The sequence below is a fragment of the Corynebacterium glucuronolyticum DSM 44120 genome, from assembly GCF_030440595.1.
Taxonomy (GTDB): Bacteria; Actinomycetota; Actinomycetes; order Mycobacteriales; family Mycobacteriaceae; genus Corynebacterium; species Corynebacterium glucuronolyticum.
In genome coordinates, this window is sequence record NZ_CP047452.1 from 833,676 (window position 1) to 853,482 (window position 19,807).

The 19,807-nt window shown below is 58.4% G+C and carries 18 protein-coding genes and 1 tRNA gene; 14 read left to right on the plus strand and 5 right to left on the minus strand.

The annotated features are described in order from the left end of the window. Together sepH and serC are read right to left on the minus strand one after the other, a co-directional pair. The gene (sepH, locus tag CGLUCO_RS03955) at positions 1 to 834 is read right to left on the minus strand and encodes a septation protein SepH (RefSeq protein ID WP_084035937.1); all 834 of its coding nucleotides are present in this window, start codon (positions 832 to 834) and stop codon (positions 1 to 3) included. A 114-nt stretch (positions 835 to 948) separates the two neighbouring features. Further along, positions 949 to 2,064: a phosphoserine transaminase gene (gene serC, locus CGLUCO_RS03960; protein WP_232621875.1), complete on the minus strand. Its 1,116-nt coding sequence runs from the start codon at positions 2,062 to 2,064 to the stop codon at positions 949 to 951. A gap of 408 nt (positions 2,065 to 2,472) precedes the next feature. Between serC and CGLUCO_RS03965 the strand changes: the two genes are divergently transcribed. After that, a complete protein-coding gene (locus CGLUCO_RS03965; protein WP_005395752.1) occupies positions 2,473 to 3,780 on the plus strand; it encodes a citrate synthase in 1,308 nt (435 codons plus the stop codon). A gap of 114 nt (positions 3,781 to 3,894) precedes the next feature. Beyond that, on the plus strand, positions 3,895 to 4,263 hold the full coding sequence (locus CGLUCO_RS03970; protein ID WP_005391686.1) for an FKBP-type peptidyl-prolyl cis-trans isomerase: 369 nt from the start codon (positions 3,895 to 3,897) through the stop codon (positions 4,261 to 4,263). Between the two features lie 12 nt (positions 4,264 to 4,275). Here CGLUCO_RS03970 and CGLUCO_RS03975 read toward each other — a convergent pair whose 3' ends face one another. Further along, positions 4,276 to 5,766: a carboxyl transferase domain-containing protein gene (locus tag CGLUCO_RS03975; protein ID WP_084035934.1), complete on the minus strand. Its 1,491-nt coding sequence runs from the start codon at positions 5,764 to 5,766 to the stop codon at positions 4,276 to 4,278. Between the two features lie 68 nt (positions 5,767 to 5,834). Here CGLUCO_RS03975 and CGLUCO_RS03980 point away from each other — a divergent pair, with 68 nt between their 5' ends. From CGLUCO_RS03980 to CGLUCO_RS03995, 4 genes are all read left to right on the plus strand, one after another. After that, a complete protein-coding gene (locus CGLUCO_RS03980; protein WP_005395754.1) occupies positions 5,835 to 6,683 on the plus strand; it encodes an aldo/keto reductase in 849 nt (282 codons plus the stop codon). 3 nt (positions 6,684 to 6,686) lie between these two features. After that, positions 6,687 to 7,376 (plus strand): enoyl-CoA hydratase-related protein, encoded by a 690-nt coding sequence (locus CGLUCO_RS03985; protein WP_084035932.1) that lies wholly within the window; start codon positions 6,687 to 6,689, stop codon positions 7,374 to 7,376. Positions 7,377 to 7,423: 47 nt separating this feature from the next. Then, complete coding sequence (locus tag CGLUCO_RS03990; protein ID WP_084035948.1) at positions 7,424 to 8,818, plus strand: cation:proton antiporter; 1,395 nt, start codon at positions 7,424 to 7,426, stop codon at positions 8,816 to 8,818. Between the two features lie 72 nt (positions 8,819 to 8,890). After that, a complete protein-coding gene (locus CGLUCO_RS03995; protein ID WP_084035930.1) occupies positions 8,891 to 9,949 on the plus strand; it encodes a Cj0069 family protein in 1,059 nt (352 codons plus the stop codon). A gap of 496 nt (positions 9,950 to 10,445) precedes the next feature. Here CGLUCO_RS03995 and CGLUCO_RS04000 read toward each other — a convergent pair whose 3' ends face one another. After that, entirely contained in the window at positions 10,446 to 11,306 is an 861-nt protein-coding gene (locus tag CGLUCO_RS04000; protein ID WP_232622038.1) for a DUF1906 domain-containing protein, read from the minus strand. A 135-nt stretch (positions 11,307 to 11,441) separates the two neighbouring features. On the opposite strand from CGLUCO_RS04000, the gene CGLUCO_RS04010 reads away from it, so the two are divergent. The 6 genes from CGLUCO_RS04010 (at position 11,442) to CGLUCO_RS04035 (ending at position 18,437) form a co-directional block, all read left to right on the plus strand. Beyond that, positions 11,442 to 12,119: a recombinase zinc ribbon domain-containing protein gene (locus CGLUCO_RS04010; RefSeq protein WP_141759675.1), complete on the plus strand. Its 678-nt coding sequence runs from the start codon at positions 11,442 to 11,444 to the stop codon at positions 12,117 to 12,119. A gap of 85 nt (positions 12,120 to 12,204) precedes the next feature. Next, positions 12,205 to 13,992 (plus strand): ABC transporter ATP-binding protein, encoded by a 1,788-nt coding sequence (locus CGLUCO_RS04015; protein ID WP_005395765.1) that lies wholly within the window; start codon positions 12,205 to 12,207, stop codon positions 13,990 to 13,992. Next, complete coding sequence (locus CGLUCO_RS04020) at positions 13,989 to 15,737, plus strand: ABC transporter ATP-binding protein (protein ID WP_005395767.1); 1,749 nt, start codon at positions 13,989 to 13,991, stop codon at positions 15,735 to 15,737. Before CGLUCO_RS04015 ends, CGLUCO_RS04020 begins: the two co-directional genes overlap by 4 nt. A 36-nt stretch (positions 15,738 to 15,773) precedes the next feature. After that, positions 15,774 to 16,370 carry an MptD family putative ECF transporter S component gene (locus CGLUCO_RS04025; RefSeq protein WP_034989546.1) on the plus strand — a complete coding sequence of 199 codons (597 nt, stop codon included), beginning with the start codon at positions 15,774 to 15,776 and terminating at the stop codon, positions 16,368 to 16,370. Next, positions 16,363 to 17,049, plus strand: a complete 687-nt coding sequence (locus CGLUCO_RS04030; protein WP_005395771.1) for an energy-coupling factor transporter transmembrane component T family protein — start codon at positions 16,363 to 16,365, stop codon at positions 17,047 to 17,049. The genes CGLUCO_RS04025 and CGLUCO_RS04030 overlap by 8 nt, the downstream gene beginning before the upstream one ends. Further along, positions 17,046 to 18,437, plus strand: a complete 1,392-nt coding sequence (locus CGLUCO_RS04035; RefSeq protein ID WP_005395772.1) for an ABC transporter ATP-binding protein — start codon at positions 17,046 to 17,048, stop codon at positions 18,435 to 18,437. The genes CGLUCO_RS04030 and CGLUCO_RS04035 overlap by 4 nt, the downstream gene beginning before the upstream one ends. Positions 18,438 to 18,601: 164 nt before the next feature. Here the strand turns inward: CGLUCO_RS04035 and CGLUCO_RS04040 are convergent. Next, a tRNA-Arg gene (locus CGLUCO_RS04040) sits at positions 18,602 to 18,674 on the minus strand. Positions 18,675 to 18,809: 135 nt separating this feature from the next. On the opposite strand from CGLUCO_RS04040, the gene CGLUCO_RS04045 reads away from it, so the two are divergent. Both CGLUCO_RS04045 and cobF read left to right on the plus strand, forming a co-directional pair. Continuing rightward, on the plus strand, positions 18,810 to 19,088 hold the full coding sequence (locus CGLUCO_RS04045; RefSeq protein ID WP_005391706.1) for a cg0963 family protein: 279 nt from the start codon (positions 18,810 to 18,812) through the stop codon (positions 19,086 to 19,088). Beyond that, positions 19,081 to 19,806, plus strand: a complete 726-nt coding sequence (gene cobF, locus CGLUCO_RS04050) for a precorrin-6A synthase (deacetylating) (protein ID WP_005391707.1) — start codon at positions 19,081 to 19,083, stop codon at positions 19,804 to 19,806. The genes CGLUCO_RS04045 and cobF overlap by 8 nt, the downstream gene beginning before the upstream one ends. The last annotated feature ends 1 nt before the right edge of the window (position 19,807 follow it).

Sequence of the window (19,807 nt, forward strand, 5' to 3'; positions counted from 1 at the left end):
CTAGTCCTTACCCCCGTTGGGCGGACGCGTTGCGCGCACGCCGAGGAGGACATCCTCCCAGTGAGGTGTGCTCGACTTCCTCCGCTTCCTCTTGCGATGTTCTCCCGCTCGTCGACGGTTCTCGGCCGGCGGGTTCTGCAGGAAACTGTCGTCTCCTGACAGCTCTCCAGTGATCATTTCGTCTTCCGGCTCTGGGGTCTCCGGCTCCTCCTCCATCTGCTCCGGCTCGTCGTAGGAAAGAGACGACCGGGGAGAAATGAGGTCAGTTGCCGTGGAGTTCTTCGGCTCAACAATGGTCGGACCCGTCTGCTTGAGGGTGACGTACCACTCGGCAACATACTCGGTGAAGCCCGCTGTCCACGTGACGGTTGCAATCCACGTGCCTGTGCTATCGCGATACGCATCCCACGTGGCGCGCTCAAGGTCGTAATCATGGCGCGAAAAAGCCTGGGCAACAAGCTCTCCCACCGTGGGCGCACCCGGAGTAGAAGGAGCCTGGAGGTAGCCTGCCCGGGCTAGTTCGGCCATCCGGTGGCGCTCCGTAAGCACAGGGTGCGCGAAGGATTCGATACGTGCCGGTGTGACCCCCATGTCCTCGGCGAGTTCTTCCACAGACGCGCCCGCGCGAATACGCTCCTGGATCTCCCGCGGACGCAGGCTGAGCGGAGCCGCGTACGATGTCTCAGGTTCGGGCGCTGCTGCTTCTTCTACCTTCTTATCCAGGATCTCCCGTAGCTCGGAGGTAACCTCGACGAAGAACTCCTCGGAATCGTCCGTGGTAAAAACCAACGACGATGCAGTCGACTCGGCGGGGACAAGCCGAAGCTCACGCATGGGCACACTCCTCTGACAAAAGAACAACCGGTTCCCTCTAGCCTAACCGTTTGACCACCAATTGTGGTGTAGCTCCGCCCCGGCGGTGGAGAGTAACGCGCCGGGGCGAAGGTCTTAAATCATGGCAGAAAGGACGTAGTCGATGCAGCGTGTCAGCTGGGCGATGTCATCCGGCTCGATCGCCGGGAACATACCGATGCGCAGCTGGTTCCGGCCGAGCTTGCGGTAGGGTTCGACATCCAAAATGCCGTTTTCACGCAGCTCGGAGGCCAGCGCAGCCGCGTCCACTGTGTCCGCGAAGTCAATGGTTCCCACCACAAGCGATCGTCCCGCAGGATCCGCGACGAAAGGAGTTGCCAACTCGTGGGCATCAGCCCACGAGTAAAGGATGGAAGAGGACTGGCGCGTGCGCGCGACCATTCCGTCCAGGCCTCCGTTTTCATTCATCCAGCGGATTTGATCCGCAAGCATGAGGAGAGTGGCCACTGCGGGAGTGTTGTATGTTTGGTTCTTCTGAGAGTTATCCAGCGCTTTCTTTAATGACAGGAAAGCAGGCTGGAAGCGGTCGCTGGCCGCGATCTTTTCAATGCGCTCGATTGCGCGCGGAGAGAAAGCACCAAGCCAGAGGCCGCCGTCCGAGGCAAAGCATTTCTGCGGGGAGAAGTAATAAACATCGGTCTGGGTGATGTCCACCGGCAATCCGCCGGCACCGGAGGTGGCATCGATGGCGATGAGCGCATCGTCAGCCCCCTCGGGCCGGATGACCTCCACCATCGCACCCGTAGACGTTTCGTTGTGCGCCCAGGCCAGGACATCGCAGCCGGGCATCGCCACTGGAGTGGGGGAGGTCCCAGGATCAGTTTTGTGGATCTCGGGTTCTTCCAGCCACGGGGCAGCAGCAGAGGCGGTGGCGAATTTGGTGGAGAACTCTCCAAAAGCGAGGTGGCCGGACTTCTTCTCAATCAGTCCGAACGTTGCTGCGTCCCAAAACGCTGTAGCACCGCCGAGCGACAGGAGAATTTCGTAGCCTTCGGGCAGCGAGAAGAAGGACGTAAGTCCGTCCCGGATATCCCCGACCACATTTTTCACACCTGGCTTGCGGTGGGACGTGCCGAGGATATCCCGTGCATGTGTGGTGATTGTTTCAACCTGGCTGGGACGAACCTTCGATGGTCCGCAGCCAAAACGCCCGTCGGTTGGAAGTAAATCCGTGGGAATCGTGATAGCCATATCCTCTCCTTGCATCTCTGAGTGTGTACAAGGACTATAGAGCATAATTTGCATATGCGTGTAAAAAATGCGACTATTTTCTGACTGGTAGGTAGATTGAGGTCACCGCAAACGGGGGTGGTATCCGGTGGCATTAAGGGGGAATTGCGGGGGTAATGGGATTTTTCACCCATGGTGTGACTAAAAACCTTGGTTATAGCCTTAAACAGCGATTGTTCATCAATCGACAAACGGTACAGACGTACGGTATCGGGGTGGCCCTGGTAAAATTCGGGCGCAGAAGACTTGAGAAGCTTTGTGCTTTCAAATTGTGGCAAAACGGCCGTGGCGCATAGATTTTCCGCGTACCATGGGGAGACATATGTATGGCGGCCGAAGTCGCACGAAAAGTAGGAAGGTGTAAACACAATGACATCCGAAGCATCCGAAAAAAAGGACAAAGTCGTACTCCACTACCCGGGTGGGGAATACGAAATGGATATCGTCCCCGCTACCGAGGGCGAAAGCGGAATTAACATCAACAAGCTGCGCACATCGACGGGGCTTGTCACCTACGACCCGGGTTACCAGTCCACCGGCTCCACAAAATCTGCCATCACGTACATCGATGGTGAGAACGGCATTCTTCGCTACCGCGGTTACTCCATCGAGGACCTGGCGGAGAAAGCTACCTTCAACGAGGTCAGCTACCTGCTCGTCCACGGCGAGCTTCCCACCCAGCACGAGCTCGAGGTGTTCAGCGATTCCATTCGCCACCACACGCTGTTGGATGAAGATTTCAAAGCGGCGTTCTCCATTTTCCCGCGAGATGCACACCCGATGGCCATCCTTGCCTCGTCGCTTAACATTTTGTCTACCTACTACCAGGACACGCTCGACCCGATGAACCCCGAGCACCTGGACAAGGCTACCGTTCGCCTCATGGCGAAGGTGCCAATGCTGGCCGCATACGCACAGCGTGCCCGCAACGGTGAGCCGTACATGTACCCAGATAACTCCCTCAATGCACGCGAGAACTTCCTGCGCATGATGTTCGGCTTCCCCACGGAGCCCTACGAGGTTGATCCGATCATGGTGAAAGCCCTCGATCAGCTACTCATTCTCCATGCAGATCACGAGCAGAACTGCTCCACCTCCACGGTACGGATGGTCGCTTCCTCTCACGCCAACATGTTCGTTGCAATTGCCGCCGGAATCAACGCACTGTCCGGCCCGCTGCACGGCGGTGCCAACCAAGCTGTACTCGCCATGCTGGAGCGAATCAAGCAAGACGGTGGCGATGCCAAGAAGTTCATGGAGCGCGTGAAGAACAAGGAAGACGGTGTCAAGCTCATGGGCTTCGGTCACCGCGTGTACAAGAACTACGACCCGCGTGCCCGGATCATCAAGTCCACCGCCCACGAGATTCTAGAGAAGCTCGGCGGCGATGAGACCCTGGATCTTGCACTCGAACTCGAAGAGATCGCGCTTGCAGATGACTACTTCATCGAGCGCAAGCTGTACCCGAACGTCGATTTCTACACGGGTCTTATTTACCGTGCGATGGGCTTCCCCGAGGACTTCTTCACCGTCCTCTTCGCTATCGGCCGCCTTCCCGGCTGGATTGCCCAGTACCGTGAGTTGGTGGAGGATCCCACTTCCAAGATCTACCGCCCGCGGCAGGTCTACACCGGTTACCAGAAGCGCGAATGGGTTCCCCGTTCTGAGCGCAAGTAAGTGCAGAGTCGCCCCCTCTTTTTACTCCTATGTGAAAAGAGGGGGTTTGACTACGTACGCGGTATGTCACCTAAACTGAACAGCACTTAGGACTTACAAGGAGAGATAACATTCATGACTGACCAGAAACCCGTCATTGACGTTCCCACCGGCCTCGCGCCCGAGGACATCGTCGTCGAGGATATTACCGTTGGCACGGGGGCAGAGGCCCTCGCTGGTGGCGCCGTCACCGTCCACTACGTTGGTGTGGACTTTGCCACGGGCGAAGAGTTCGACTCCTCCTGGGACCGGGGCGAAGCTATTACGTTCCCGTTGAATGGCCTCATTGCCGGCTGGCAAGAAGGCATCCCAGGGATGCGCGAGGGTGGTCGCCGTAAACTGATCATTCCTCCGGAGGCCGCTTACGGCCCCGCCGGTGGAGCACACCCGCTGGCAGGCAAGACCCTCGTCTTCGTCATCGACCTCATCGAAGTCAAAGGCTAGAGAAGCGCCCAACTAGTTGCAGGCTAGTCGCTCATAATGGGCGAACCGCTGCTCCCTCCCGACCCGGTCGGGAGCAGTGTGCAGACTTTGTAGCGTCGCCTCAATGGCAGAGAGAACGCGGGCAAGGAAGTCCGCAGGCTCGTCTTTTGCATCGGGGAATTCGGGGATAATGCCATCGATAATGCCCTCGGCAAGAAGGTCCGTGGCTTTTACACCGTGGTATTCCATCATCTCTGCGGCATGGTCAGTGTCGCGGTACAAGATGGCTGATGCACCTTCTGGGGGCAGGGGTGACAGCCAGGCGTTTTCCGCGCAGAGCACGCGGTCGCTTGGCAACATAGCGAGTGCACCGCCACCACAGCCCTGGCCGAGGATGACAGAAACAGTGGGCACATCTGCGTCGACAAGCTCACCCAACGTCCGCGCGATAGAACCGGCCATGCCCTTTTCCTCCGCCGCCCTAGTCATCTCAGCGCCATCTGTATCAATGATGGACACGAGTGGCAGGTTGAGTGCCTTAGACAGGCCAATGCCGCGCCGGGCCATGCGCAGGGCGCTCGTACCCAAGTGCTCGCTCACGGAGCGGTCCTGGCCAATGAGCATGACCGGACGCCCGGAAATCTGCGTCAGCGCCACCTTCACCGCGTCGGAACGGCGGCCATCGCCCGAACCAGAGAGCATGATGGTGTTGCGGGGGAGCATCGTCAAAAGGTCATTGACGGTTGGACGCGCGGGGTCACGCGTGGTGACGATCGCCTCCCAGGCATCCTTTGGGGTCAGACGCGAGCCATCGTAGATGACCGGATCTTCGCGTCGGTTGGCATCGGTGGAGCTGGGAGTGAGGATATCGATGAGTTGAGCAACGGTCTCGTTGAGCTGATCCACAGGAACCACACCATCGATAACCCCCACTCTCGCAAGATTCTCACCCGTCTGTACTCCCTCCGGCATCGGCATGCCCGTCACCAGCTCGACGACGCGGGGACCCAAGAACCCGAGGAGCGCGTGCGGCTCCGCGAATGTGATGTGTCCCGACGATCCCCAGCTCGCCATTACACCGCCCGTCGTTGGATTGCGAAGATACACCAAGAACGGCAGCTTCTCGTCTTTGTGCCGATACACCGCCGTCGTGATCGAAATCATGAGGGTGAACGCCTTTGTGCCCTCCTGCATGCGAGTACCACCCGAGGATGGGGAGATGATAAGCGGAAGGCGACGCTCCGTGGCGCGGTGGATGCCCTCGATGATGCGGGTTGCTGTTGCCGCACCGATGGAGCCACCGAGGAATGCAAACTCGCTGACGACGTAAGCGACGGGACGCCCACCGATCGTGCCTTCGCCGGTAATCACCGCCTCGTCTACCCCCGAACGGTCTCGAGCCCGGGCAAGTGAAGCCGCGTAATCCTCCGAAATGTTCCCGTACTCGGGTGGAGTATCCCAGGAAATATTGCTGTCCGCATCCAAGACGATGCGTAAAAATTCATGTGCCGATGTGTGTGCCATAGGGCAACGGTAGTCAAAAATGTGAGTAAAGATGCCCTAAACCCCTCAAAATAGTGTTGAATGGGGGTATGACTAACCCCTCTCAGTACGTGACCTTCAATGACGGAAACACCATCCCGCAGCTCGGATTTGGCACATGGAAACTCCGCGGCGATGACTGCTACACCGCAGTACGCACGGCCATCGACACCGGTTACCGGCACATAGACACCGCCAGGATTTATGACAACGAGGAACCCGTTGGACGCGCCGTAGCCGATGCCATCGCAGCAGGGGATGTCGAGCGCGAGGACCTGTTTATCACCACCAAGCTGTGGAACGACGACCACGACAAGGCGCCGGAGGCCTTCGAGGCATCCCTTACTCGTTTGGGGCTTGATTATGTGGATGCCTACCTCATCCACTGGCCGTTCCCCGCACAGAACGCATATGTCAGGGCGTGGGAAGATCTCATCCGCATCCAGGGCGTTGGGCGAGTGCGTAGCATTGGCGTAGCCAACTTCTACGAGGAAACGCTCGACGAGCTGCTTGAAAAGACGGGTGTCGTGCCCGTCATGAACCAGGTGGAGCTGCACCCTGGCTTCTCCCAGGCTTCGTTGCGCGCCTACCACGACGAACACGAGATCCTCACGGAGGCATGGTCTCCGCTGGGGCGCGGCGATAGCCTCAACGAGCAGGCCGTCACGCGTGTCGCCGAGGAAGTAGGTGCGACACCGGCGCAGGTTGTTATTGCGTGGCACCTGGCGTTGGGCAACATCGTCATCCCCAAATCGGGTACGAAGGCCCGCATTGAGGAGAATTTTGCTGCGCTGGACGTGGCCCTCACTGATGCCCAGATCGAGGCTATCACCGCACTCGATGCGGACGGAGGACGCTCCTACAATGACCCGCGCGAGTGGCCTGAGCTGGAAAGCTAGCCGGTGAAGGAGAACCTATCGCTGACGATCGACGGCCCCCTTGCGGATATTTGCTTGGACCGTCCGGCGAAAAGGAACGCGCTGACGACGGAGATGGTTACTGCCATCGCGGAGTTCGTCGGCGCGCTTCCCGCTGATGTGCGCGTGATCTTGCTGCGCGGCGAGGGGCCGGCTTTTTGCGGGGGTGCGGATCTGCGCGTTGCCGCCGCCTCCGAGGAATTCCACGCGGGCTTGTTCTCCATGCTGGATGCGCTCGTGAGCAACTCCCGGCCCGTCGTCGCCTATGCGCACGGCCCGGCCGTTGGTGCAGGTATGGAGCTCCTCCTCGCCAGCGATATTGTCATCATGGCACCCGATGCTTGGTGCGAACTCCCACCGGCGCGCCTCGGTTTCGCCCTCGACAATTGGTCCATCCGTCGGCTCGCCGACATCGTCGGGTTGGGCCACGCCCGCGCCATTCTGCTCGCCAGCCAGCGCGTGTCCGCCCAGCGCGCGATGGACATAGGCCTCGCTCACAACCTCGGTGACTGCGACACCGCCCGCGAGCTGTGCGCGCGCATCGCCTCCTTCCCCCCAAGGGGAATTGCCCAACTCAAGGCGGTGCTCAACGACGGCGGCTACACACATAAACTATCGCCTGAACACCAACAGCTTTTCGACGCGGCTTGGGCAGCAGCCCGCGCACCCTGGTAAACTTCCACTACTTCAACGCGGGTGTGCCCCATACGCGCACCCTCCCAATGTGGAAAGGGCGGTGCCTCGTGGATCATAGCGTCATCACCAGCGAAATCCTGTCAGTAATGTGGATCATGATCGCAGGACTCCTTAGCCCTCTGCTGAGTTTTGCCACCGGCAAGCGTGTCCCCGGCGTGGTGTTCATGCTTGTGCTTGGCGTGTTTATCGGGCCCCATGTTCTTGGGCTTGCTGAAGCCGAGGGTGCTGTCAGCCTTCTGCGCGAATTGGGGCTCGGCATGCTGTTCCTCCTCGCCGGCTGGGAGATCGACATGCAAGCTATGCGAGGCCGGTCGGGACGCGTCGCCATCGGGACCTGGGCAGCATCCATCACCGTTGCGTTTCTCGCCGCCTGGCTTATCTTCGACCGCGCCGATGTGTTGCAGGCTATCGTCTTGGCCATCGCGGTGTCATCCACGGCGATGGGCACACTCCTGCCGATCACAAAAGACAACGGCATCGATCATCGTCCCGTCGGTCGCGCCGTCATGCAGCACGGCGCGGTGGGCGAGCTCGGCCCGATCCTCGCAATGGCCCTCTTGCTTTCCACCCGTGCGACGTGGTTGACGCTCACGATCCTCGTATTGTTTTTCGTCGGTGCGATCATCATCGCGTTCGTTCCGCGCACGGTTCGCGCCCTCATGCCCTGGGTGGAACGAGCGCTTCTCGACGGCCATTCGCAGACATCCCAGACAGTCTTGAGGTCAGTGATGGTTTTGCTTACCGCCCTGATGGCACTGGCCGCCGTCTTCGAACTAGACATCGTTCTCGGTGCGTTCGCTGCGGGTATCATCCTCAAAGCACTGGTCCCGAAGAAATTCCAAGCGACAATGAACGCGCGCCTCGATGCCGTGGGCTACGGGTTCCTCATCCCCATCTTCTTTGTCACCTCCGGGATGAGTATCGACCCCATGGTCATCTTCAATCACCCTTGGATGTTTGCGGCCATTGTCATCGTCATTTTTATTGCCCGTGGCCTGCCGATCTTCCTCTCGGAGCAGCTCCTGCCCACCCACTCTGGGATCGAGAATGTAAACGAACGATTGCAGCTAGGCCTCTACGGTGCCACAGCGCTTCCGATCATCGTCGCCGTCACAGATATCGCTCAGACCCGTGAGCTCATCACCAGCGACGCAGCTAACTTGCTCGTGTGTGGCGGTGCCGCCACCGTCTTGTTGTTCCCGATGCTCGCTTCGACGCTGGAGCGGTACAACCCGTTGGCTGAAGATTCTGGCACTCCCGAACCCAACTACGCGTGGATCCGCGTCGCCGTGCCACCGTCGGATGTTCGCACCGCTGCGCAGAAGGAGAAAGACAGTGGACATCTCGAGGAGGGGACAAAACTGGGAGAGCTGAAAACCGACGAACAAATCAAGACTGAGCCCAAGAAATCGCGGGGGTAATTGCCAAGCGGTGTGGTGCTTGTAATGGAATAATTAAACAGGTCACTCATTACACCCATATCAAGGAGAACCATGCACAAGGCAATTGTTGTATTCGAAGTTGAAGGTGGCAGCGACAAGGGCGATGACGGGCACCGCAAGGACACGATGCCCATCGTCAACTCCATTAAGGACAAAGGTTGGGACGCTGAGGTTATCTACTTCCACCCGGACAAAGCCGACGAGATCTTTGACCGCGTTTCCTCCGAGTTCGACGCATACATCTCCCGCGTCAACCCGGGCAACATTCCCGGTGGCGAGAAGGGCTACTTCGACCTGCTTTCGAAGCTTTCCGAGGCGGGCCTTGTCGGCATGTCTACTCCTGCCGAGATGATGGCATATGGTGCAAAGGATGCCCTGGTTAAGCTCAACGACACGGACCTTGTGCCTTCCGATACCGCCGCCTACTACGAGGTGGAGGATTTCCATAAGACGTTCCCGACCACCCTGTCGTACGGTGAGCGCGTTCTCAAGCAGAACCGTGGCTCCACAGGTTCCGGTATCTGGCGCGTGCAGCTTGCAGACAAGAACCTTGCTGAGACCGTCGAGCCCGGCACGGCCCTTCCCCTCGACACCAAAATCAAGTGCACCGAGGCCGTGGACAACCACACCGAAGAGCGTGAGCTCGGGGATTTTATGGACTTCTGCGACCAGTACATTGAGGGCGATAACGGCATGCTCGTCGACATGCGCTTTATGCCACGAATCGTCGAGGGCGAGATCCGCATCCTGCTCGTCGGTCCGCACCCCGTCTTCGTCGTTCACAAGAAGCCTGCCGAGGGTGGCGACAACTTCTCCGCAACCCTGTTCTCTGGTGCAAAGTACACCTACGACAAGCCCGAGAACTGGCAGGAGCTCATTGACATGTTCGCTGAGGCCCGCCCCGTTATCGCCGAGAAGCTCGGCGGCGACAACATCCCGCTGATTTGGACTGCAGACTTTATGCTCGCGGATGCCGAAGACGGTGGCGACACCTACGTTCTCGGCGAGATCAACTGCTCCTGTGTCGGCTTCACCTCTGAGCTTCACATGGGCATCCAGGATCTCGTTGCCGAAGAGGCCATCAAGCGCGTCGAAGAAAAGCACGCTTAAGCCCACACCTTTCAAGCACGCTTAACCCCACACCTTTCAAGCACGCTTAACCCCACACCTTTCAAGCACGCTTAACCCCACACCTTTCAAGCACGCTTAACCCCACACCTTTTAAGCACCCTTCGCCCAGGGAGGGTGCTTTTTCTGTTTTGTGGCGCTCGTGGTGGGGGAGTGTCGTACCGCCGTGGGCACACGTTGTGCCGCTCAACTCGCCCGAGTGGGTGCGTATGTCAATGTCACCCCAGCTCATGGGGTGTTCACAAGATCTAGCTTTCCTTCAGACACACGTTTTGCTTGGCTTACCACCCACGCCTAAAAAGAGCCCTGGTGGGGTATATACCCTCGGACGCATGGGGTTGGTTGTGTATTCGTTGGTCCGCCGACCCTGGTCTGGCCTCATAAGGCGGGGTAGACCCTAGCAGACCACGGCGGGGTAGACCCCAGCAGACCACGGCGGGGTAGACCCCGCAGAACAAAGCAGGGTAGGCCACCGTCGCTAGCTGGAAAGGGCAGTTCCTGTCTGCAGAATCTCCCGTGGCGTGGGCAGCGGGAAAGGTAGTGAGATACCAGGGATGGTGATGGGAGCATCCATGTTGATGAATCTCGAGGAAAGCGCAGTGTCGAGGCCGGGGATGAGGGGAGCAGACGTAGAAGCGTTCCACTGGCCCCAATCGCGGGAGTAAACGTTGTTGACGTCGACGGTCACGCAGTCGATAAGCGCCGTGCGCTTGGCGGGCTGATGGATGGTGGTCCTGGGGTGGATGCGACCGCCGGAGCCCCAGTCGTGCATCCAGAAGTATTCCCCGAGGCCGTCGTTGCCAGCCCACTCGATGACGTTGTAGTTGCCGTACACACCGAGACGAAGTCCAGCTAACTCGAGAGCCCTCTTGAATCCCTGCAGGTAGGGTCGGATCTGCCCGGCGTACTGGTCCCACGTGGGGTTATCATCAATGGCCACGTACACGGGTCGACCGGCGGGGCCACCTGCAGCAGCGTGCAAAGCGATGGCTTTAGGTGCGTGCTGCGCAGCACCAGCGGCACCGGCAAGCCAGTCGGCAGTTTGCGCGCGACCAAACTGGTAGACAGAGGCTACCCCGAGCCCATGCGCTGCGAAGTCGGCGGTTTCCCCTCGAGAAACCGGTTTGCCAACCATCCAGTCAGCCCCTGGCCGGCGCTCAGACACATAGCGCACAGCGCCGAGATGTCCTGCGGCGCGGACACTTGCTGCCGAGGGGACACCCCCGGAATAGTCGATGACGGTGCCTAAAACAGGGCCGAGAGCTGCCGCCGGCTGAGCAGCGACTACAGTGCCAGCGGCTGCAAGCAGTGATGCTTTCATGAAGGTGCGACGATCCATGGTTGCAACAATAGCAACAATTGTCACAAATGGTGACTCGAAAAACGCTCCGCCGAAGTTTCAGCGAAGCGTTTGTCACTCGTGCCCCAGAGAGGCAACCACGAGCCGATTATTGCTCCACGCATCTGGGATCAAGTGCAATACGAGCTCGCCACCAGGCATGGCAACATATCGTCAGCGAAAGTCGGCTTGTTCTCCACCCGGCTCAAATGTGCTCGGTGTGGGGTGTGGTATGGGCGTAAGACGTGGGCGTCGAACACGAAATACAAGTACACAGTCTGGCAATGCAACCACAAATACACAGACGAACATCCCTGCAGCAGCGCGACGGTGAAAGACGAGCAGATCAAGGATTCTTTCGTGCAAGCGCTCAATCAACTGATCGCCCGCCGTCCGCAGCAAAGCCAGCTACCGCAGGTGCTTGGCGACATGTTCGGTACGAGCCGTTTGGAAGAACAGGCCGCTGCCTGCCAAACAAAAATCGTGGAGCTGACCGAGCAGATCGAGGCGCTGATTGCGGAAAACCAGCGGTGTGCGCTCAACCAGGACGCCTACCAAGCCCGCTACACCGAACTCGATACTATCTACCGTAAGACGCTCGCACGTAAAACAAGCCTGGAAGCAGATATCGCAGCGAACACCGCCAAGCACGCCGCCATCACCACAGCCCTAGGCGATTTGACGGGCGAACCTGTGAGCGAGTTCCGCCCCTCACAGTGGAGCGCTCTCATCGACCACGCCATCGTAGACGAGGACGGGATCCGGTTCGTGTTCCGCACCGGTGAACAGGTGAGGATTGCCCTGAAAGGGTGATGCTCATATCAGTTGACGTGCACGGTTAGGTACACCTCCCAGAAATAAAGTAAGGTTACCCTTATCTAATAAGGATGGTGTTTGCGTGGACGATAGTGTAATTGATCAGGTTGTTGAAGGCGAGTATGGGTCGGCGAAGGAAAAATCTGTCGCTGGCCAGAACGCGATTCGTCAGCTATCGCAGCCGGTGAAAGGCAAGCTGTTTGTCGCGCAGGTCTTAGCGTTCGCCTCTGGTGTGTTGGCTATCGCACCCTATGTGGCTTTGGTGGAGCTGGGAGCTGCGCTGATGCAAGACCGGGTGGACCCGGCGCGGGTGAACTGGATCGTGATGCTCCTTGTTTCTGCTTACATGGCCCGGTTGACTTTGTATTTTGTTGCGTTGGGCGTGACGCATTTTATTGACCTGTCGTTGCGTAACCAGATGCGCCGCCAGATTGCCGCCCGCATGTCGACTGCTCCGTTGTCGTGGTTTACCCGCGAGGGTGAGGGGAAGATCCGCAAGACGATTCAGGATGATACGGCCACGGTGCACACAGTGATCGCGCACGGGCCGATTGAGAAACTGAACGCGATCGTATCCCCGCTCGCCTTGTTGGCCTATGCGTTCGTGGTGGATTGGCGACTCGCTCTGCTGTCGATCGCGACGATTCCGATCTATGTGGGCATGTATGGCATGTCGATGCGTGGGATGAATGAGAAGACCGCACAAATGGACACCAAGCTCGCTCAGGTTTCGGCAACGATGGCCGAGTTCGTTGCCGGTATCTCAGTGGTGAAAGCGTTCGGCAAGGTCGGCCAAGCACATAAAGCCTATTTAGATGCAGCTAACGAGTTTTCTAAGTTCTACCGGGCGTGGTGCATGCCGCTGGTGTCGATGTCGGTCGCCTCATTTTCGTGGGTGTCGATCCCGGTGTTGTTGATCGTGAACCTTGGCGGTGGCGCGTTGATGATGAACGCCGGTTGGGTGAGCATCTACGAGGTGATAACGACGACGTTGATCGCCTTGGTGTTGCCGGGAGCGTTGATGGCAGTCGCAACCATCGCCTGGTCGTACCAGCTCGCAGGGTCTGCGGCAGTACGGCTGGTGAACGTCATGGAGCTACCGGCGTTGAGTCAGCCCGATGCGCCGCAGACACCACACGGTCATGATATCGAGATTCGGGGTGTGTCGTATGCCTATGACGAGACCCAAGCGTTAGACGAAGTGAGCCTGAGAATTCCGGCAGGCACGGTGACCGCGCTGGTTGGGCCTTCGGGCGCGGGGAAGTCGACGTTGGCGAGTTTGATTGCCCGCTTCGATGACCCGGATGCTGGCACGATCACCATCGGCGGGGTTGATCTAAAGAGCATTTCCCAGGATGTGTTGTATTCGACGGTCGCATTCGTCCTGCAAGATGCACAGCTTATTCGCGACACCATTCGAAACAACATCGCTCTTGGCGCGCCAGACGCAACCTTGGATCAGGTGCGGCAGGCGGCGCGGGCGGCGCAGATCGACGAGTTCATCATGAGCCTGCCAGATGGTTACGACACTGTGTTGGGTGAGGATACCCACGTTTCGGGCGGGCAGGCAGCCCGTATCGCGATCGCCCGGGCGCTCATGGTTGATGCCCCAGTGTTGGTCTTGGACGAGGCGACGGCGATGGCGGACCCGGAATCGGAATCGAAAATCCAACAAGCTCTCTCGACTCTTGCCAAAGGCAGAACCGTGATTGTGATCGCCCACCGACTGGCCTCGATCAGAGGGGCAGAGCAAATCGTCGTCATGGAACGCGGGCGCATTGCTGTGGTCGGTAAACACGACGAGCTGTTGGGTAATGCGCACTATCAGGCACTTCTTGCCCAAGGTGCATGCGAGGAGATGACACGATGAATCAACTATTGCTGCCACGCTTTAAGCGTTTGATGGAACCCGCCTCGTGGCGAGACCTCTCGGTCGGTCAAGCGTGGGGTGCGGTCTCAGGACTGTGTCACGGCTTTGCCCTGCTGACTCTGCTTCCCGCAGCAAGTGCCCTAGCGACCGGAATGCCGGTGTGGGGGTTATCGTTTTGGGGATGGCTCATCGCCTTGGCGGTAATCGCGGTGCTGGGCGTGGGCACGGAGTTTTATGGCATGCGCACCGGCTATATCGGGGCCCTCGGGTTCATTCACGACGTCCACCAAGCGGTCGGCAACAAGGTAGCCCGCCTACCGTTGGGAGTGTTTGATTCGGGTAGTTCTGGACGGCTGTCGCGCATGGTCACCCAGGAAATGATGAACTTGGGCGAGTCGGCGGCACATTTCATTTTCGCCCTCGTCCAAAAACTCTCGGCCGTGCTCGTAGTCACTGTGGGCACGTGGTTCTGGGATTGGCGACTGGGTCTAACCTTGACGATCGCGTTCCCGATCATGCTCGCCTTCCTTCATATTTCCCGTGTGCTTCTTGATAAAGGTAAGCAGGTTTCCGAACCAGCCGAGTCAGAGTTGGCGGCTCGCATGGTCGAATTCGCCACCTGCCAAGGCGCGCTGCGCTCCTGTCACGTCGCCGACGACTACCCGGCCCTTGATCGGGCATTCAAACAGGCTGACCGCAAAAGCCGCAAAGCATTGTGGATCGAAACATTAGCGAACCTGATAAACGGAATGTTCGTCCAAGCCCTTGTCGTGGTAATGATTTGGCTGACCGCCCAACTCGCCCTCGGCGGGCAGATGAATGCGTTGAACGCTGTGGTCACCATCGGCATGTGCCTGCGGTTCACCACCATGCTCCAAGACATCGGTGGCTGCATGACCGGGCTGGAAGAACGCCGCCAGCAGATGAATCACGTCGACAAGATCATGGACGCTCCCGAACTGTCCGAACCCGATGTCTCCACACCGGTGAGTGCTCCTGGTGATGTTCGTTTCGAGGACGTCGCCTTCGGCTACGATCCGGACACCCCGGTTCTCCGTGATATTACCTTCCATGTCCCGCAAGGCGGCATGTGTGCCCTGGTTGGCCCTTCCGGCTGCGGAAAAACCACAATCGCGAGGTTGGTTGCACGTTTCTGGGATGTGCAGTCCGGCAGCGTACGCGTTGGCGGGGTTGATGTGCGCGAGCAGACCACCGAAGATTTGATGCGCCAGATATCCCTGGTCTTCCAAGACGTCTATTTATTCAATGACACGCTCGAGGCCAACATTCGCCTTGGCAACCCCGAAGCTACCGATGAAGAAATCAGGTGGGCCGCTGACCTGTCGGGCGTGACCGAAATCGTCAACCGGCTCCCAGACGGCTGGAATTCATTGGCGGGTGCCGGCGGGCGCGCACTGTCAGGTGGGGAACGCCAACGCGTCTCTATCGCCCGCGCCTTGGTGAAGAAGGCCCCGATCGTGCTGTTTGACGAGGCCACCAGCGCGTTGGATGCGGAAAATGAAGCCAACATTGTTGCGGCGATGAACGAGCTACGCAAGCACTCCACACTGATCGTGATCGCCCACAAACTTGAAACCATTCGCCAAGCTGACCAAATCATTGTGCTCTCCCACAGTGGGCGTATCGCCCAGCGCGGGTGCCACGACGAGCTGGTCAACCAGCCAGGTCAATACCGCGATTTCTGGCAAGAGCGCATCAACGCCGCCGGATGGCAACTCGTCTAAAACACAGCACTGTTTACAATCATGAAAGGAATAACTATGTCCACACCCACGTCCTCGCGCCTAAACACGCGCGACTTCATCAATATCGGCGTCTTCACCGCTTTGATGTTTGTCATCGTGTTTGCATTCGGAATGCTCGGGTTCATTCCGGCTGCCATGTATGCCGGTTTCTTACTCTCCATTCTCGTCAACGGCACCGTGTTCGCGCTGTTTACTGCCCGCACTCCGAAGATGGGGGCATTGACCATCATGCTGATCCTCATCGAAGCCCTCTTCTTCGTAACGGGTCACTGGGTGGGAGGAATTGCGATCGCCGCTGTGTTCGGCCTGCTCGCTGACTTGGTGATCACCAAGGGGCCGAAGAGCGTGAAAGTTCGCGTCCCGCTGGCATATGCATTGTTTATCCTGCCGATCTATGTTTCCCCGTGGATTCCGCTATTTATGAACCAAGACGCATATATGTCGCAGATCGCCGAACAAATGGGTGCCGAGTATGCGGCGAAGATGGCGCAGGTTGTCACGATTCCGATTCTGTTGGGCTTCTTCGTCGTGATGCTCATCGTTGGCTGGCTTGCTGGTCTGTTGGGAACCCGGGTGGCGCGCAAACACTTTGAACGGGCCGGTCTTGTCTAAACTTCCCGACCCGCGCACGATTATCGTAGCGCTCGTCATCGTCTCCACCACGATCTACAGTGCCTACTCGCCGTGGTTCGTGTGTGCTCTGGGCGGATTCGCCGCCGTGATGCTGGCGAGCGCTACGATCAACCCCAACACGCTCGTGCGCCCGAGCTGGGTGGCCGTCTATCTGGCCACGTTTGCGGCTCTCGGCACACTCGTCTTCGTGATACCACTGGTGTGGAAGTCAACGGCCAGCGCGTTCCTCGTGCTGTTTTTACAGTGGATGTGGCGATTCAGTGTCAGCGCAGGAATGGGAGCCTACGCGATCGGCGTGATCCGACCTGCCACCTTGCAAAAAGCACTCGCCAGCTCACGAATCCCGACCTGTTTCACGATCCCGATCTCAGTCGCGTTACGGGTGCTGCCCGTGATCGGCCACGAAGTTAAAGCGATCTCAGATGCCATGAAACTACGCGGCATGTCCGCGCTTTCCCTGCGTTCGGCCCAGTACTTCACAATCCCGCTGCTATCGACCGTGGTACGCAGCGGAGACGAACTGGCATCGGCCGCCCTTGTACGCGGACTGGGCGGAACCGCAAAGCCCACCTCAGTCACGGTCGTGAAATTCCGTGTGATCGACGCGGTCATTCTGCTCATCGTTATCAGCTTCGCGATATGGAGAATCACCCTATGACAACAGCCCAAGCAACTGGGGTCACCTTCACCTATCGGGGAGCAGACCACCCCTCAATCAATGACGCAACCATCACCATCACACCTGGAACCGTCACCTTGCTGTGTGGCGCGTCAGGGTCGGGGAAAACCACCGCGCTACGGCTGTTTAACGGGCTCATCCCGCACTTCCACGACGGCGACCTCACCGGAAGCGTCACAGTCGACGACATTGACGTGGCACGAGTAGATCTATCAGAGCTTGCCCACCACTGTTCGACAGTGTTTCAAAACCCGCGCACCCAGTTCTACACCACCCACGTGCGCCAAGAACTCGCCTTCGGCCCAGAAAACCTCGGCCGCGACCCTCAAGAGATTTGTGCCCGCATTGACGAGGTTGCAGCCGAGTTAGGTATCGCCGACCTGTTGGAATCCCGCGTCACACAACTGTCGGGTGGGCAGATGCAACGCGTGGCCTGCGCCGTCGCCATGTGCAACAACACGTCGCTGATCGTGTTCGACGAACCGACCGCGAACTTGTCCGCTGACGTTATCGACCAACTCGCCACACTCATCGCCAGGCTCAAAGCAGACGGACACACCATCATCATTGCTGAACACCGGCTAAGTTTCCTTTCCGGGATTGCTGACCGTGTCTACTGCTTCGACAAAGGCAACATCGCCCTCACCGCAACCGGCGAGGAGTTTTATGTCATGCCAGATGAGGAGCGTAAACAGCTTGGGCTGCGATCCCTAGTGACTGTGCCTATGCCACAACTTCCGGAACCGGCAGGAGATGGGCTTGAGATTGACAACCTCACCTTCGCCTACCGCCACGGAAACACGGTTCTCAACATCGGCCATCTGCTCTTCCCGGCAGGGAAAATCACCGCACTGTTAGGCCCGTGCGGGTCAGGCAAATCAACACTGGCACGCATCATCTGCGGACTCGAAAAAGCCAAAGGTGCATCCATCACACTCAATGGGCAAAAATTCACCAGCCGGGACGCATACCTTGTCATGCAAGACCCCACCCGGCAGCTATTCTCAGACACAGTCATTGACGAAGTTACGCTCGGGGCAACCAGAGTCGAAAAACAACACATCGACGCCCACGCGATCCTTAAAGAACTCGACCTCACCGACCACGAGTCCGATCATCCGCAAGCACTGTCTGGTGGGCAACGCCAACGCCTTGTCATCGTCACAGCACTTGCTGCGAACAAGAAGGTCTACATCTTCGACGAGCCGACATCAGGTGTGGGCTACAAGCACCTCGTCGCGATCTCACAAGTGATGCGCAAACTCGCTGATACCGGTGCCGTCGTCATCGTCATCACCCACGACGCTGAACTCGTTACCGAAGCCGCCGACCATAGCGTCCGCCTCGACCAAATCAACGCCTGCTAACGCAAACGCTCGCTCAGTCGAAAGAGAGGAAAGCATTTCCGCAGGTCAGGGCAAACGCGCTATACACTCGCTAACGCAAGCGATTTTTCACACCCCCCTAAGCGATACTCGCTAACGCAAAAGGGTACTTATCAAATCCGACGTCTAAGTGGAGCCGATGACGGTGCCCCAGAGAGGATTCGAACCTCCGACACCCGCTTTAGGAGAGCGGTGCTCTATCCCCTGAGCTACTGGGGCAGGGATAAACCTTGTATAGAGTACAACATTCGGGGAGGGGTTTAAAAAAATTGCCCCCACAAACGAGATTTTCCCCTCCGATACCTCTAGGCTGGAGTGTAACTATAACCGAGTTTCCCTAAGGATGGCACTTCCATGAGTGAGAAATTGAATCCTACATTTACTGACGTTAACCGACGCGAGTTCATCTGCGAGCAGGTGGAGAAGGACGGTGTCCTGGTCCTCGCTGTTGACCGCATCAAGGAGGATGGCACGCGTAAGCGCGTCATGCTGCTGAACAAGTTCGATGCCAAGAAGCTCTCGGCCGCATGTGAGCTGTACCTGCAGACGATTTTCTCGGCGGCCTTTGCCAAGGACAGCTCCACGCTGTCCCCGGAGGAGATGCTTCAGCTATTCGGCCCGGCGAATGACTAACCACAAAATACTTGTCATCGGCATCGGGGCCGGTAATCCCGAACACCTCACCGTTGAGGCTATCAATGCCATGAAATCCGCCGACGCGGTGATGGCAATGGATAAGGGCGATGCTAAAGCTGACCTCCTTGGCCTGCGGACGTACCTGCTAGAGAAGTATGCCCCGGGCACACCTCTGATAACCGTCGAGGACCCGGAACGCGACCGCAATCCGGTGGACTACAAGGCGGAAGTGGAGCGGTGGCACCAGGCGCGGGCAGAAAGGCTCGCGGCGGCGATGCCGGACGGAACAATTGCGTTCCTCGTCTGGGGTGACCCGAACCTGTACGATTCCACGCTGCGGATCCTCGAGCGGATGGGTGAGAAAGATATCCACGTCATCCCCGGAATCACGTCGATTCAAGCGTTGACCGCCGCTTTCGGGCTCGTCCTGAACAAGATTGGTGGGCCGATCACCATCACGACCGGCCGGCAGTTGGAGGCGGCCTCGTCCCCGCCCGACAACACAGTCGTCATGCTTGACGGCCATAGTGCCTGGCAGGCCAATGTTGGCGAGAACACCTACATCTGGTGGGGCGCCTACTTAGGCACCGAAAATGAGGTCCTTCGGCACGGTTACGTCACAGACATTGGCGATGAGCTCGCCGAGCTGAAGGCCAACTTGCGCATGGAGCACGGGTGGATCATGGATATCTACCTGCTCCGCGAGAGAGCATAAA

Coding starts and splice junctions, on each gene's coding strand:
- sepH (WP_084035937.1), bottom strand. CDS start 834: ATGCGTGAGCTTCGGCTTGTCCCCGCCGAGTCGACTGCATCGTCGTTG.
- serC (WP_232621875.1), bottom strand. CDS start 2,064: ATGGCTATCACGATTCCCACGGATTTACTTCCAACCGACGGGCGTTTT.
- CGLUCO_RS03965 (WP_005395752.1), top strand. CDS start 2,473: ATGACATCCGAAGCATCCGAAAAAAAGGACAAAGTCGTACTCCACTAC.
- CGLUCO_RS03970 (WP_005391686.1), top strand. CDS start 3,895: ATGACTGACCAGAAACCCGTCATTGACGTTCCCACCGGCCTCGCGCCC.
- CGLUCO_RS03975 (WP_084035934.1), bottom strand. CDS start 5,766: ATGGCACACACATCGGCACATGAATTTTTACGCATCGTCTTGGATGCG.
- CGLUCO_RS03980 (WP_005395754.1), top strand. CDS start 5,835: ATGACTAACCCCTCTCAGTACGTGACCTTCAATGACGGAAACACCATC.
- CGLUCO_RS03990 (WP_084035948.1), top strand. CDS start 7,424: ATGTGGAAAGGGCGGTGCCTCGTGGATCATAGCGTCATCACCAGCGAA.
- CGLUCO_RS03995 (WP_084035930.1), top strand. CDS start 8,891: ATGCACAAGGCAATTGTTGTATTCGAAGTTGAAGGTGGCAGCGACAAG.
- CGLUCO_RS04000 (WP_232622038.1), bottom strand. CDS start 11,306: ATGGATCGTCGCACCTTCATGAAAGCATCACTGCTTGCAGCCGCTGGC.
- CGLUCO_RS04020 (WP_005395767.1), top strand. CDS start 13,989: ATGAATCAACTATTGCTGCCACGCTTTAAGCGTTTGATGGAACCCGCC.
- CGLUCO_RS04025 (WP_034989546.1), top strand. CDS start 15,774: ATGTCCACACCCACGTCCTCGCGCCTAAACACGCGCGACTTCATCAAT.
- CGLUCO_RS04035 (WP_005395772.1), top strand. CDS start 17,046: ATGACAACAGCCCAAGCAACTGGGGTCACCTTCACCTATCGGGGAGCA.
- CGLUCO_RS04045 (WP_005391706.1), top strand. CDS start 18,810: ATGAGTGAGAAATTGAATCCTACATTTACTGACGTTAACCGACGCGAG.
- cobF (WP_005391707.1), top strand. CDS start 19,081: ATGACTAACCACAAAATACTTGTCATCGGCATCGGGGCCGGTAATCCC.